General features: G+C 68.3%; 8 protein-coding genes. 2 read left to right on the top strand and 6 right to left on the bottom strand.

What is annotated here, in order from left to right; genetic code table 11:
- Nucleotides 1–613 precede the first annotated feature (613 nt).
- Nucleotides 614–1,339 carry an XRE family transcriptional regulator gene (locus OG780_RS36300; protein WP_328455373.1) on the top strand — a complete coding sequence of 242 codons (726 nt, stop codon included), beginning with the start codon at nt 614–616 and terminating at the stop codon, nt 1,337–1,339.
- 2 nt (nt 1,340–1,341) lie between these two features.
- Nucleotides 1,342–1,815 carry an NUDIX domain-containing protein gene (locus tag OG780_RS36295; protein ID WP_328455371.1) on the top strand — a complete coding sequence of 158 codons (474 nt, stop codon included), beginning with the start codon at nt 1,342–1,344 and terminating at the stop codon, nt 1,813–1,815.
- Here the strand turns inward: OG780_RS36295 and OG780_RS36290 are convergent.
- From OG780_RS36290 to cas3g, 6 genes are all read right to left on the bottom strand, one after another.
- A complete protein-coding gene (locus OG780_RS36290) occupies nt 1,803–2,369 on the bottom strand; it encodes an HD domain-containing protein (protein WP_328455369.1) in 567 nt (188 codons plus the stop codon). The two genes, OG780_RS36295 and OG780_RS36290, sit on opposite strands and share 13 nt — an antisense overlap.
- 1 nt (nt 2,370) lies before the next feature.
- On the bottom strand, nt 2,371–2,832 hold the full coding sequence (locus tag OG780_RS36285) for a GntR family transcriptional regulator (protein WP_328455367.1): 462 nt from the start codon (nt 2,830–2,832) through the stop codon (nt 2,371–2,373).
- A gap of 4,167 nt (nt 2,833–6,999) precedes the next feature.
- The gene (gene csb2, locus OG780_RS36280; RefSeq protein WP_328455365.1) at nt 7,000–8,496 is read right to left on the bottom strand and encodes a type I-G CRISPR-associated protein Csb2; all 1,497 of its coding nucleotides are present in this window, start codon (nt 8,494–8,496) and stop codon (nt 7,000–7,002) included.
- Nucleotides 8,493–9,500: a type I-G CRISPR-associated RAMP protein Csb1/Cas7g gene (cas7g, locus tag OG780_RS36275; protein WP_328455363.1), complete on the bottom strand. Its 1,008-nt coding sequence runs from the start codon at nt 9,498–9,500 to the stop codon at nt 8,493–8,495. The genes csb2 and cas7g overlap by 4 nt, the downstream gene beginning before the upstream one ends.
- 19 nt (nt 9,501–9,519) lie before the next feature.
- Nucleotides 9,520–11,715, bottom strand: a complete 2,196-nt coding sequence (gene cas8g1 / locus OG780_RS36270) for a type I-G CRISPR-associated protein Cas8g1/Csx17 (RefSeq protein WP_328455361.1) — start codon at nt 11,713–11,715, stop codon at nt 9,520–9,522.
- Entirely contained in the window at nt 11,712–14,195 is a 2,484-nt protein-coding gene (gene cas3g, locus OG780_RS36265) for a type I-G CRISPR-associated helicase/endonuclease Cas3g (protein ID WP_443062343.1), read from the bottom strand. Before cas3g ends, cas8g1 begins: the two co-directional genes overlap by 4 nt.
- Between the last annotated feature and the right edge of the window lie 16 nt (nt 14,196–14,211).

Genomic DNA, 14,211 nt, shown 5'->3' with positions numbered 1-14,211 from the left:
GTACGGCGGCGCCTGTCGATGTCGTCGGTTCATGACCGACCTCCCCGTAGTCCGCAGGGATAGGGCTTCACCGGCCCGCCGTTGCATGGCGGACGGGTCCCGAGCCGGCGTATCGGGTGCGTCATCGTCACTGCTCTGACGCCAGCAGGGCGGTGCGTGACCAGGTGGCGTTCCGAAGGCTGACCCCCATGAAATGGAGGGTTGATCCCCCGGCCCGTTCTCCAGAGCTGGCACGCAAGGAAGTGACCGCCGGCGGCCTTCACCCATCCGCCACGGGGACGAGGACTCACACCCCGTCGAACTTGACGCCCTGTTGAGTTCTCAAGCAACGCATGCGCTTCCTTCGGGCCCCCTTCGGAGCCCTCCGGGCGTTTGTTGCAGTACCTGTTTTACAGGTACTGCATGGTGGTCCGTCAAGCCTGGCGCCGGAACCTCTTGGCTTTGCGCCGGGACTTCTTGGCGCACACTCAGAATTGCTCCAGGTCAGGGGAGTTGTTCACCCCGCGCGTAGACAGCTCTGGGAGTTCTGGCTACCGTCAAGAGCTCCCTAGACGTCCCAACGGGGGTACGCATGTCCAACGAACGCTTGCGCTCGGCCCTCTTAGCTCGGGGCATGACGATTCAGGGACTAGCTGAAGAACTTGAGGTCAACCCGAAGACCGTCGAACGTTGGATCACGCAGGGCAAGGTGCCTTACCGGCGTCACCAGTACGCGACGGCCGCAGCGCTGAAGGTCGACGTCACGACGCTGTGGGATGACACCCGCACGGTTGACAGTGCAACAGACCTCGCCAAGGCGGAGATTGGCACGGTCTACCCCCACCGGCACACGGTGCCTCCGGGGCTGTGGCGTGAGATCTACGGTCGGGCACAGAGCAGCTTTGACGTACTCGTCTACTCCGGCCTGTTCCTGTCGGAAGATCCGCTCTTCCACGACCTTCTAAAGGCGAAGGTGGCGGCGGGCGTGCGGGTGCGCATCCTGCTTGGGGATCCTGGCAGCGCGGCCGTCCGGCAGCGCGGTGTAGACGAAGGCCACCGGATCATGGCCGGCAAGATTCGCAACGCCATGGTGCTTTACCGTCCGCTCATGCGGAGTCACCCGGACATCGGGTTCCGGCTGCATGACTCGACTCTCTACAACTCGATCTACCGGGCTGACGACGAGATGCTCGTCAACCCCCACGTCTACGGCATCGGCGCCTACCTCGCCCCTGTGCTGCACCTGCGACGCCTGGCCGATGGCGGGTTGTTCGACACGTACGCGAATAGCATCGAACACACCTGGGAAAACGCGCGTCAGATCACCGACGCGGACTACGCGAGCAACACTGGAGCCTGACCATGGGACGGATCGACTACCTTCACGACCCCGAAGCACCGCCGGCCAACTCGGTTGTGCCGTCGGTCGTCGCGTTCGTACAGAACGACGTGGGGGAGGTACTGATGATCCGGCGGTCCGACAACGGCCGTTGGGCGCTGCCCGGCGGTGGCCACGACGTAGGGGAGTCGATCAGTGACACCGTCGTCCGGGAGGTCTGGGAAGAGACCGGGATCAAGGCGGAAGTCCTCAACATGTCCGGGATCTACACCGACCCGGGGCACGTCATGAAGTACGACGACGGGGAGGTCCGGCAGCAGTTCAGTATCTGTTTCCGCGCCCGGCCAGTTGGTGGTGAGGTGCGTACGAGCAATGAGACGACAGAGGTCCGCTGGGTTACCCCGGCGGACCTGTCTCAACTCGACATCCACCCCACAATGCGGCTCCGGATCGAGCACGCCATGGACCGGACGCGCGACGTCCCCTACATCGGCTGACGCTTGGCGGCGGCCACCCGTTCGAGCACTCGCGAAGTGCTGGCGAGGATCTCCGGCTCGGCACGCCGGATGAACGTCCCGATCAGACTGTCGGGCCCGTACCGTCCGGTGATCTCGTTCACTCGGTCGATCGGGTTCGTGGGCGTGCCGTCCGGTGTGGTGTTCATGTCGCAGAAGCACAGCGCGTCGTTGAGATGCGCGTGCTCGCGCGGAAACTCGCCCTCCAGCTCCTCGCGCAAGCCTCGCGCGTCCGCCTCCATCCATGAACACGAGTGGTGCGCGACGAGGTTGATGACTCGCTCGTCAGCCTTGGCGACGTCTCGGAGGTAGCGGGCGCCGTCAAGGGGGTGAAAGCCGGTCTTGGCAAGGTCGGGGGAGTACCCGATGTCATGCAGGGCGGCCGCGGCTTCGAGCAACGCGGCGTCTTCGCCGAGGATGGGCGCGATCGTGCGGGCCCGTTCGGCAACGCCCTGCGAGTGCCGCCATCGGCGCGGAAGCGGCTCAGCCAACAACGACTCAGCCAGGGGATAGGCCCACTCCGTCAACTCCGACAAGCTAGGAACACTCCTCTCGAATCGGCACGGCGCGGACTGTCCGCACCCTGCCCTGCCCCCCGCTCGCCAGCACGCCAGCGGACTCCATCTTGTCCAGAGCCTTGGTCACTGTGGGGCGTGAGACTCCGAACCGCGTTGCCAGTGCGGAGGCACTGGGGAACGCTTGCCCTACTTGCAGCTTCTCAGCCGTGATGATGTCCGTGATTCGCTGTTCCAGCGGGCGCCGGTCTACAGGGGCGCCGGTTCGTACGACGCGCCATCGCCCGCCCCTCGCTGGTGCGGCTACGCCTTCCAGCCGCAGCACACCGAACGCGCGGACTGCGACCCCCCGCGAGACCTTGTGATCGCGCATGATCTCTGCCAGAGACGGCAGCTCCGTCATGCTCGGGTCATCCTTGATCTGCCTTTTCACCGCGTCGGCAATCTTCAGGAAGGTTCCCCTAGGGTTGGCCTGCTGCGACACTCGCTCTCCCTCTCCGCTCAACCGTCGTCGCCCTCAAGACTCCCACGACTCCTGACCGATGCCGAGGGGCCAGGATGCGGGCCAGCGAGCGCTCGCGACCACCCAGAAGTCCGCAGCTGAACGCCGCAATCGACATCACTCTGTGGGGCATGCCGCTCGTGCCATGGGGCCGCGGCTGGGCAGGCCGCGGACAGTTGCTCGCCACACGGCGACAGCCACCCAGCCCTGCGGCCTGCGATGGGGCCGCAGCCTCGCAGGCCGCGGACGGTTCGGTACGGGTGTGCTGGCGCACTTCGGCCTGTGCCTGAGATGGGGGCCGCGGCCCGGCAGCCCACAGACAGGCGGGACGACTTCACCGTGGTCACGGACCGTATGGACCTGCGATGGGGCCGCGGACGGAATGGCCGCGAACAGTGTCGAGCGGCCGGTTCGGCGGCATCGACTGCGTGTGCCTTCGCCGGGGCCGCGCGGCCGGGAGGTCGCGGGCAGGTCACCGACGCCGTCACGACAGCGATGAATGCGTAGCTGCGATGGGGCCGTGGCCGGGCAGACTGCGGACAGTGGATGTAGGTCAACACCGCGGGCAACCTCAACATCCTGCGATGGGGCCGCGGCCGGCCGGGCCGCGAACAGTGTCCCCGTGGGGGACCGCAGTGGTCGTGCTGGACACCCTGCGATAGGGCCGCGGCCTCGCAGGCCACAGACAGTGCGTACCGCGACGGCGGGATGAACACGACCACGCACCTGCGATGGGGCCGCGGCCTGGCAAGTCGCGGACAGGCAACAAAGGCCAGGATGTACACCCGACTCTCTGCCCCTGCAATGGGGCCGCAGCCTTGCGGGCTGCGGACAGGCCGCGTCCTCGCACCATGGCGGCTGGCTATGACTACCTGCGATGGGGCCGCGGCCGGGCAAGCCGCGGACACGACGGTCTCACCACGCCTTGTCTTGCCGTGGTAGATCCTGCGATGGGGCCACGGCCTGGCAGGCCGCGGACAGCACAGCCAGAACCCGAGTTCTTCCTGCTCGGCGTTGTCCCTGCGATGGGGCCGCGGCCAGCTAGGCCGCGGACAAGTCGTAGTCGATGCCACCTGCCGTGGGGTACTGGTGCCCGCGATGGGGCCGCGGTCGGACAGGCCACGGACAGACGCGAGCGGCGACGTCATCGATATCTACTACGCGATCCTGCGATGGGGCCACAGCCAGCAAGCCACGGACAAGTGCGCCTGAGTAAGATTCTGCAGCATTGCGACCATCCTGCGATGCGGCCGTGCCCTGGCAGGCCGCGGACAGTTGGGGCGGAGTCGGCGGACAGACCACATGGGAACTCCTGTGATGGGGCCGCGGCCGAGCAGGCCGCGGACAGCTCGGCCTCGGCTACCGCACCCGCGCCTGTCTGTACCTGCGATGGGGCCGCAGCCGGACGGGCCACGGACGGACGTTCCTGATGATGCTTGCGACGAACCACAAGCCCCTGCGATGGGGCCGCGGCCAGACAGGCCGCGGAAAACCGCTCCCCCGTCATCGTTGGCATCGACCCCGCGCGACTGCGATGGGGCCGTGGCCGGGCAGGCCACGGACAATCCACAGGTCCGCCAGGTAGCCGTTCGTCTTCGGATACCTGCGATGGGGCCGCGGCCTAGCAGACCGCGGACAGCGGCAACACCAATATCACCCAGGGCTACCTGTGGCGCCTGCGATGGGGCCACGGCCAGCAAGCCACGAACAAGTGCGCCTGAGCAAGATTCTGCAGCATTGCGACCATCCTGCGATGCAGCCGTGCCCTGGCAGGCCACGGACAGTTGGGGCGGATTCGGCGGACAGACCACATGGGAACTCCTGCGATGGGGCCACGGCCGGGCAGACCGCGGACAGCAGAATGGACTGCCCTAGCAGTGGGCTGGTAACGGCCTGCGATGGGGCCACGGCCTGGCAGGCCGCGGACAGTTTTTCGAGCGTACGGCCGAGGGCACGCCGTGCGTCCTGCGATGGGGCCGCGGCTGGGCAAGCCACGGAAGTCCCTCCCAAACCGTAACGCGTGGGCCACGTTCAAACTCCTGGGATGGGGCCGCGGCTGGCGAGGCCGAGGACCGCCATGGACAACCCGGACACCGTGACGATCACGCTCCTGCGATGGGGCCGCGGCCGGGCAAGCTGCGGACAGCTTCAACGGTGTGTGCGGGCACATGCACGTCCCGGACCTGCGATGGGGCCGCGGCCGGGCAAGCCACGGACAGCTGCCGATCGAGGTGAAGCTGCCTCCGACGACAGACCTGCGATGGGGCTGCGGCCGAGCAAGCCGCGGACAGGCGGGGCATCCGGGTCGGGCGCGCACCCGCGATAGCGCCTGCGATGGGGCCGCGGCCAGCCAAGCCACGGACACTCGACGGCAAGCAGATTCTGGGCCCGCTGGACGGGTGCCTGCGATGGAGCCACGGTCGAGCCTGCCGCGGACAGTGTCGATCAGCCGCTTCGGCGGCATCGACTGAGGGCGCCTGCGATGGGGCCGCAGCCGGAACAGACCACGGACAACGAAGAGATGTGGCGCGGGAACGGCATGGAGCGGGTCCTGCGATGGGGCCGCGGCAAGACCGGGGCAAGACGAGCGGCTGATCATGTGGTGGGCGCACGAGTACCTGCGATGGGACCGCAGCCGGGCAGGCCGCGGACAGGAGCCAGGCGTCGGCCAGGTTGCGTGCGTGGAGGTACCTGCGATGGGGCCACGGCCGGGCAGGCCGCGGACAGCCGGCCGGTGCCGAACTGCTGCGCACGGAAGTGGTGCCTGCGATGGGGCCGTGACCGGGTAGGCCGCGGACAGACAAGGGCAAGGGCCTCGCGGGCGCCATGCTCCAACTCCTGCGATGGGACTGCGGCCTGGCAGGCCGCAGACACCACAGCCAGAACCCGAGTTCTTCCTGCTCGGCGTTGTCCCTGCGATGGGGCCACGGCCTGGCGAGCCGCGGACAGACGCCATGTCTGCGCTGCAGAGCGTTGTCGACACGGAGCTGCGATGGGACCGCGGCCGGGCAGGCCGCGGAAAGGCCGGGAGCGCCGTCGGCCCGGTTGAAGTCGTCGGTCCTGCGATGGGGCCGCGGCTTGGCAGGCCGCGGACAGTCTGGATGAAGACCACAGCACAGTTGCCGGTCACCCGCCAGCGATGGGGCCTCGGCTGGGTAGGCCGCGACAGGACAAGGCCCGTGGCGTCTCCGCGTATGGAGCCGTCACTGCGATGGGGCCGCGGCTTGGCAGGCCGCGGACAGTGGGCGGATCCGGCGCGCACACGCTCGCGATCACGAAGCTGCGATGGGGCCGCAGCCGGGCAGGCCACGGACGGCCCGGATAGAAGGCGAGGGGAGGGACCAGTTCGCCCTCCTGCGATGGGGCCGCGGCCGAGCAGGCCGCAGACAGTAGCGTTCGCGCCCGAGATGACGCCGTAGGTCTTGACTCTGCGATGGGGGCGTGGAGAGCTGGCAGTCCCTATTTGAGATCGAGATCGACAAGGTCCTGCGATGGGGGCGCGGTCGGGTAGACCGCGGACAGTCCACGGGTCCGCCAGGTAGCCGTTTGTCTTCGGATACCTACGATGGGGCCGCGGCCAGGTAGGCCGCGGACAGGACAGGCTGGTTGAACGAGTCGGACCGCAGGTAGTGCCGGCGATGAGGCCGCAGCCGAGCAGGCCGCAGACAGCACGTTCACCGTCGGCCTGGTCGCCCCAGACCCGCGCCTGCGATGGGGCCGCGACCTGGCAGGCCGCGGCCAGTACCACGTGGTACACGGCGGCCGCGGACAGGACCCCGTGCAGATCGTTCTCAACGAGGACGTGAAGGACCTGCGATGGGGCCGCGGCCGGCCAGGCCGCGAAAAGCGGTCGGCGGACAGACACCTTCCGGGAAGCGCGGAGCCCTGCGATGGGGCCGCGGCCGAGAAGGCCGCGGACAGGGCCGGGTAGCGCTTCATTTCGGTGCCGGTCCAGATCCTGCGATGGGGCCGCGGCCTGGCAGGCCGAGGACAGCCGCGCACGTGGCCCCCGGTGTGCAGCCGCTCGACCCCCTGCGATGGGGCCGCAGCCTGGCAGGCCGCGGACAGGCCGCGTGAGCTGCAGGGTTCTGTGTTTGGCCTGGCAGTCGTGTCGCTTTTCAGAACGGATAAGTGTGACGCTTTCGGACATTACGATTCGGTGGGTTCCGCGTGTCGCCGGTGTGCTTGCGGTTCCGAAGTGAGGGTCGGGAGAAGGAGGCCCAAGCCGAAGTGACTGTGGCGGCCGAGGGCGATCGGTCCGCTGAGGGGTTCGTCGAAGCTGAGATGGAGTCCTCGGCTAGGGCGGTTGTCGTTACGAGTCTCGCGTTTCGTCCAGCGGTGTTGGGTGTAGAGCGGCCAGTCGCCTTGAAGAATCTTGCTATGGGCGGGGGCGGGGTGTTGGCGGTGGCCGAGTTCGCGGACCGCTTCGGCGGTGAAGAACTCGGTGAGTGTCTGGCGTTTCTTGGGGTGCCGCGTTGGGACGAAAGGGGTGAGGCTGGTGTAGCGAGTGGCGGGTTGGGTCCATTCGGCGGGGAGGACGTCGGCCGCTGCTCCGTAGGCGGTGACACGAAGGTGGAGGCGGCGTGGGCCCGGGACGCCTTCCGGAACGCCGATGGTCCCGGTGGTGGCTTGATGGATGGCCTCGAGTTCCTCGGTGTCGAGTCCTCCCGGGGCCCAGATGATGATTTCGTCGATGCGGCGGTCGTGGTTGCTGTCCCAGGGCAGGAAGTGGGCGTGGTGGTGGCCAGTAAGAGGCGTGCCGTCGGCGGCCTTGCCGGCGAGGTTGCTATGGCGCGGGGCCTGCCTGCCGTTGCCGGGGGTCAGGGGCTTGATGCAGCGGGATCGGAGTGTGTCGGTGAGCGGCAGGGTCTGGGTGAGCGGGGGAAGTACGGGGCCGTTGATGGTGAGCCGGACCGCAATGATCTTCTCCGTCTTGCGTTTGGCCCTGGGCCGGTGCGCTGATAGCTGCGCGTGGGGGTGCGTGAGGGGTGTCGCGTAAGACAGGAGCCGGCTGCCGGGCGGGTAGAGCAGTGAGCGGGCTCGGACATCGGTGGGGCGCATGGTGAGCCCATCGAGGTCCAAGGGGATGGTGGGCGCGAGGAGTTCGAGGTTCGTCCACCCGTTGGGGGCGAGGTCATCGTCGTTGAGCTGGACGGCTGGGATGTGGGTGTCGGTGGGGATGTCGTCGACGCTGGTCAGCAGGCGGGCTTCGACGATGCTGTCCGCGCGGCCGAGGTAGGGCAGGGATTCGGCCAGTTGGGCCAGGGTTTTGGCCTGGTCGGTGGCGAGGTCGCCGGGCCATTGCACGTAGACGGTTGCGTCACCGCCAAGGACGGCGAAGGCGTCCAGGGCGAGGTCGGTGCCTGCGCTGCTGCCGGAGCGATGGGTGCTGTCGGGGAAGTAGTGGCGGCTATGGCTGAGGTGGTGTGGCGGGATGCGGTAGGTGGGCGGGGAGGACAGCCGGACGAGCACCTGGTGGACTTGTTCGGCGTCCAGGTCGGGGCAGCGTTCTTTCCAGGTGGAGTAGAGGGCGCGCAGGATGCGCCAGGGTGAGGGGGGCAGTTCGACGGCGCCTTCGTTGACGAAGTGTCCCCAGGGGGTGGCGTGGTACCGCTTCCAGGGGAAGTGCAGAGCGAGGGTGATCACTGGGCGCCGCCTGCGGTCTTCTTCTTGGGCTTTTCGCCGTTCCACAGCACGGTGAGGGCGCCGTGGGTGGGAAGGCCTGCGGTGATTTGCGGGAGGAGCTCGGCGATCCGGGCGGTGATTTCGTCGCGTTCGGGGAGGTCTCCGGCGTTGCCGGTGGGCTTGGCGACGGGTTCGAGGTCGCAGGCGGTGCGCAGCCGCAGGCCGCCGTCGAGGAAGCTGCGGATCTCCCACAGAGCCAGCATGGTGAGGAGTTCGGTGCGTAGCTCGCCGAGTCCGTAGGAGCGCAGCAGGGCGGTGTCGATGGCGAACATCGCGCGGATTTCGCGTGCGGTCCATTCCACGCGGTGGAAGGGGACGGATCCGTAGCCTTCGCTGGTGCCGCCGGCCCCTTCACTCTGGTCGCCGAGGGCGTGCCGGACGCTGTCGCTCTTGCGTCCGCCGCTGACGGCGCGGCGGACGTCGTGGGCTTCGATGACGGCGGAGACGGCGCGGGTGAAGCGCGGCTGGCCCCACCACGCTTTGTTGTTGAAGAAGGTGCCGTGCAGCAGCACGAAGGGGTCCAGGCCCATGAGCGCGTCGGCCATGGCCGGGAAGTTGAGCGGCTTGTCGTTTTCCAGCCCCAGTCGGCTGGCGATGACGTCGAGCATTTTGGTGCCGTCGAGGGTGGCTTCGCGGACGAAGGCGGAGGCGATCCGGTGGGCCTCGATGCGGCTGGAGGTCAGGAATTCTTCGGGGGCGCTGGCGCGGTGGACACGGATATAGGGCAGGTCGGCGATGAGGTCGACGGGCTGCTGGGCGCCATGATCCCAGGCGGTGGCCTCCAGGCGGTTGGCCATGGACTGCACGGACTCCACCAGGAGGGACGGGGTAGTGCTGCCGTCGTCGGCGAAGGTGTCGAAGGTGGAGGCGCCGATGTCGGGGAAGCCAGTGGGCTGGAAGGTCGATCCGAAGGCCGGGCGCAGGGGGACCTCGAAGCGGATGCGGTGGAGATCGGTGGTGATCACAGAGTGCCCTTTCAGGTCTTCAGGTGGTGACGGGGGATGCCTTGTCGGGGCGGGTCACGGTCGCTGCGCTCAGCGCCTTGGTGCGGTCGCGGGTACGGACGCGCATCAGGAGTGCGGCGGCCAGGCGTGTGCCGTCGGTGTGGTGCGCGGCCACGGCGCCGGCGCGGTCCGGTGGGCGGCCGACCATCGGTCGGCATCCGGCGAGTTGGAGCCGCAGCAGCGCGTCGTCGAGAACCCCGGCGGAACCGGCAGCAATCAGGCGGGCGATCCAGTCGGGGCGCGGGCGCAGCGTCGCGGTGAAGGTGACGGGGTCCGGTCCCCAGGTGGAGACCAGCCGGAACGGGTCGGTGGCGAAGAACGGCAGCAGCACGGACAGCACCGGGTTCAGTGCGTGTCCGTGGTGTGCCGGGGTGGGCTGGCTGGTGGTCCAGCCCAGGGCCATCAGGCCGCGCAGGTAGTTGGCGGTCCGCTCGTCATCGCACTCCCCGTCGACGAAGCTTTCGAGGGCCGGGAGTGCCGCGGTCTGCCCGGCGGGGAATTCCGCGGCGGGTGGTTCCGTGTCACCGGGCGAGGCTTTGAGGGTCTGCAGGCGCAGGCGGTGGGCCTGGGCGAGTGCCTGGGCAAGGGTGGAGCCGAGGAGTTCAGTGCCTGTGGCGGGGCTGTCGGCCCACACCAGGCGGTCCCTGCTGCGTGTCACCCGGGTCAGCAGCGGCCGCAGCGCGGGTATGGCGCGCTCGGTGCGGGTCTCGGCGAGGGAGGCCAGGGCGGAGGCCAACTGCAACTCCAGTTGCCTGGCAATACCGGGCGGGGGTTCCCAGATGCGGGCTTGGCGCGGCTGGTAGGGGGCGATGTCCTGGCGGAGGCGTCCGGAGCGGGCGACGGCCTCGTGCAGGTGGCCGAAGGCGATCACGAAGCGGGCCATGGCGGTGGTGTCGCTGCCGGTGACGGCGGAGAACAGGGCTTGGTCACACTGGCGGAGCAGGGCGGCCACTCCTGCGGGGATCTTGTCTTTGCGGCGGAGCCGAGTCAGCCAGATGTACGGTTCTGCGAGCAGGGTGTGCTCGTCGCGTAGGGCGACGGGGACGTCTGTGGCCCGGATGGCGATGGGGTTTTGGCCGAGGCGTTCGACGATGACGAATCGGCGGAATGCGGCCAGGTTACGGTCGACGCCGAGGGCGGAGATGGCCAGGGCGAACAGCAGGCCGTCTTTGGCCTGGGACCCGGCCCATCGTGCCCGGCCCTCACCGAAGAGCTGTTCGAGTTCGGCGAGGTTGGCGGGCCGCTCCCACAAAGGTGCCCAGATCTCGCCCTTGGCAGTCTCACCGATCGAGGCGGTGGGGTGCCCGATGGGGGTGGCGTGAACGCTGAACGGCCACGCCGCCCCCGGCTCGGCGGCGTTGCGGCGGACCGCGGCGCTGGCGAACAGCAGCAGTCCCTCGCAGGTCAAAATGGTGCGCCAGGGGTTGACGAAGCCTTGCTTGTCGGGTTCGCCCCAGATGGAGGCTAGGACTCCTCCGGCGCGGCCGGGGTCGAACTGGCCGACGGCTCCTCGCCTGTACGGGATGTCTTCGCCACCGGTCAGGGCGGCGCGTGCCCATGCGGCGGCACGGCTGTGGTCGGCTTCGGGACCGAGGACCAGGGAGAGATGCTGGAGGTAGGTGGCGGACAGCTCCTGGCGGCCGAAGTTGCCGCCCGTGCCGGCCACCGGGTTGAAGTGGACATCCGGACCGCTGAGGACAGCAGCCACGTCGATCCACGGCAGCGCCTCATCGGGGAAGATGTTGCGGCACAGGCTGATCACCGACTGCTTGTGCTGTTTGACCCACAGGCTCTCACCCGCCCAGCCGCGCGCACGCCCTTCGGTCACGACCGTGCGGCCTGCGGCGATGGCCTCTCGCAGGATCGCCAGGCGTGGGTCGTGGCTGCCTTCGATCTGGGCCAGGGCTCTTTCGGCTTCCACGCTCTTGCCGTTGCCGGCGAACCCCGCACCGGCATTCCACGGGGAGACGATGGGGCTTGGCTGGTACGAGCTGACGAGCCACGCCGTCAGCTCGTCGACACTAAATGCGCCGGTCAGGACGGGAAGGTCGTCTGCCCACCGCAGCCCTGTCGTGGGGTCGTGCTGGCTCGCCAAAATACGCAGCAGGCCGAGCGCGCTGAGGTAGCCACCCAGTGTCGTGGCGCGCAATCCGCGCAGCGGAATCTGGATATTCACCACAGCACCTCCTGCTCGAACGCACCCGCCGGTGCGGGAATCGGGAGCGGGGCGGCGGAGGGCTGCTCATCCGATGAGATGGCCTGGTCCTGCGCGGACGGCGGTGTGCGGTATGCCTGGCTGGCCCGCCAGTCCGCGACACGCACGAGCCCCTCCAGCAAGGCCAGTCGAAACGGCCCAAGCCTGGATAGCAGTTGGGAGGTCCGCTGCGTCCAGGAGGGAGCTCCCTCCTGCCCCCCGCCGAGAAAGAGCACCGACGGGTCGACGACGATGCGCGGAAGCACTTTCCCGCCCGGCAGCTCGACTGGACCGACCTCGTCCGCCGGTTCGACGCCCAGGACCCGGGGCGGCACGCGTTCGGCCTCGCCCGGCATGGAACGCACCGACATCCGCACCTTGCCGTGGTGAGCTGCCGCAAGGTAGGCGATCAAGTCCGAGTGCTCGCTGCCTTCCAGGAGGGTGCTGTCCGGATGCAACAGTGCCAGCGCACTGATCAGTTCATGCCGGAAGTACTTACGCTCGTGCCGGCCCATCGGGTGACGCGATTTTGCCCAGGGTCCTTCGTCCGGCGGCTGCTCGCCTTCTGGACAACTGCGGCGGACCGTGTTGGCGAACACGGAGTGCGCCTTCCCCAGGTCGTGATAACGACCGGCCAGCCGAGCAGCCTCCAGATGCCCGGCGGAAATCCCGTCCAACGGAGCCAAGCCCTCTGCCAGCAGCCCGACTTCCCGTTCGACGTCCTCAAGGTGCTCGATCAGGCCCACCCACCGGTCGGCGCAGGAGGCATCGTCCTTGCTCATGCCATCCGGAACCTTCCCAGTCCGGGCGCGGGAGGTCACCGGGCCTCGGTGCTTGAGGCCCCATCCGAGCTTCGAGTCGTACCAGCCCGAGGCGGTAGAGGTCAGCAGCACCGTGCCGGGGTGGATGTCGGCGAACTGGGCACGACGCCAGGCGCCCTCCGCCGCATCCAGAACCCACAACGGGCCCAATGAGTCCTTCAGGATCGTCTTGAGGTCCCGGACCGGTGCGGCGCACAACTCGTCGCGGGCAGGAAACGCCTCACGCTCGCCCGGCCTGCCATCCGTCAAGCTGCGCCACGCCACCAGGGCCGTAGTGTCCTGGCCGTCTCTGATCCACTGGGAGACGTCGATGTCCGCACCGCTCAGGTCGGGCATGGTGTCGAACAATTGCAGCAGGTCACGGCGCCGCAGGAGCGGATGGACAACAGGCTTGGGGACGACGGGCATCTCCTGGAGCCTCGTGGAGGTAACCCAGGCTCCCTCCAACGAGGTGAGTGCCTCCACCGTCGTCTCGCCATCCTCTTGCTCATACGGCGCGTACTGCCCCCGCCCGGAGGGAGGCGGGGCCCACAGCAGGTTGGCGCCTTCCGGGAACTCACCGGCGCGGTTGCACCGGCCAGCCCGCTGAACTACCGAGGAGAACAAGGCCGCCTCGGTGAACAGCACACGAGATGAGAGATCGACTCCCGCCTCCAGGACCTGGGTGCACACCACGATCTGGCCAGCAGCAGATAACGGAGTCTTCAGGTCGTTCATCAGGCTCTCCCGCTCGGGTGGCCGGAACCGGGAATGCAACAGCACCACCTCCGGCCCGCCCCGGCGAACGAGTTTGGTCAAGGCCGCCTGAACTGCCACGGCGCGCTCTACGGTGTTGAACACCGCGATCGTCCGTGTCCCCGGCACATGACGCGCCACCAGGACCTGCGCAATGCTGGCCGGGTAGGCCACCGCCGCCTCGGGCACCACCACCCGCTCAACCCGCCGCACCGAGTTCAACCGCACCGCCAGGCCACCGACCCGGTCTTCCTCCCCCAGTTCCACCACACCTCGCACCTCGCGGTGGTCGAGCGTGCAGACCTCTTGCGGCACAAGCGTCGCCGACATCCACATCGACCGCGACGGCGCGCCCGTGCCCAAAACCTCGCGTAAACCCTGCAGTTGCGCCGAGGTCGGCAGTCCCGGCCCCATCAACTGCGTCTCGTCAAAGACGAACTGCACGCCGCTGTGGAGAAGCCCGAACGACACAGGCCACTGGGCACGCGACTCCCCATACCCGCGCATCAACAGCCGGGACAGCAGCATGTCCTGAGTTCCAATGAACACGGCGGTCCGCGAGGGCTCCATACGCCATGCGTCATCGTCGCGGTCCTCGCCCCCCATGAAGACGTGGACCCCCACCACCCCGGCCAGTCCGGCCCCGGCAATCCACTCTCGTACGACCGCCGCTGTCTGCTCGACAAGCGACCGCAGCGGTAGAACGAACACCAGCCACCGGGCCTCGCCGGCACGGACCTCGGCGTGAGGATGCTCCAGACGGCGCCACAACCAAGGCAGCACCCCAGCCGCAGTCTTACCCGCTCCTGTAGGAACCCGAAGCAACTCCGGCAGACCCTCCGCCGCGAGCCGCTCCTGGTACGGATACGGCCTCGCATCCGCATCGTTCATCGCAGCACGAAACATCTCTACGAACGTCCGA

It is taken from the genome of Streptomyces sp. NBC_00386, assembly GCF_036063235.1.
Lineage (GTDB): Bacteria > Actinomycetota > Actinomycetes > Streptomycetales > Streptomycetaceae > Streptomyces.
This window is presented reverse-complemented; position numbering and strand designations above follow the sequence as displayed.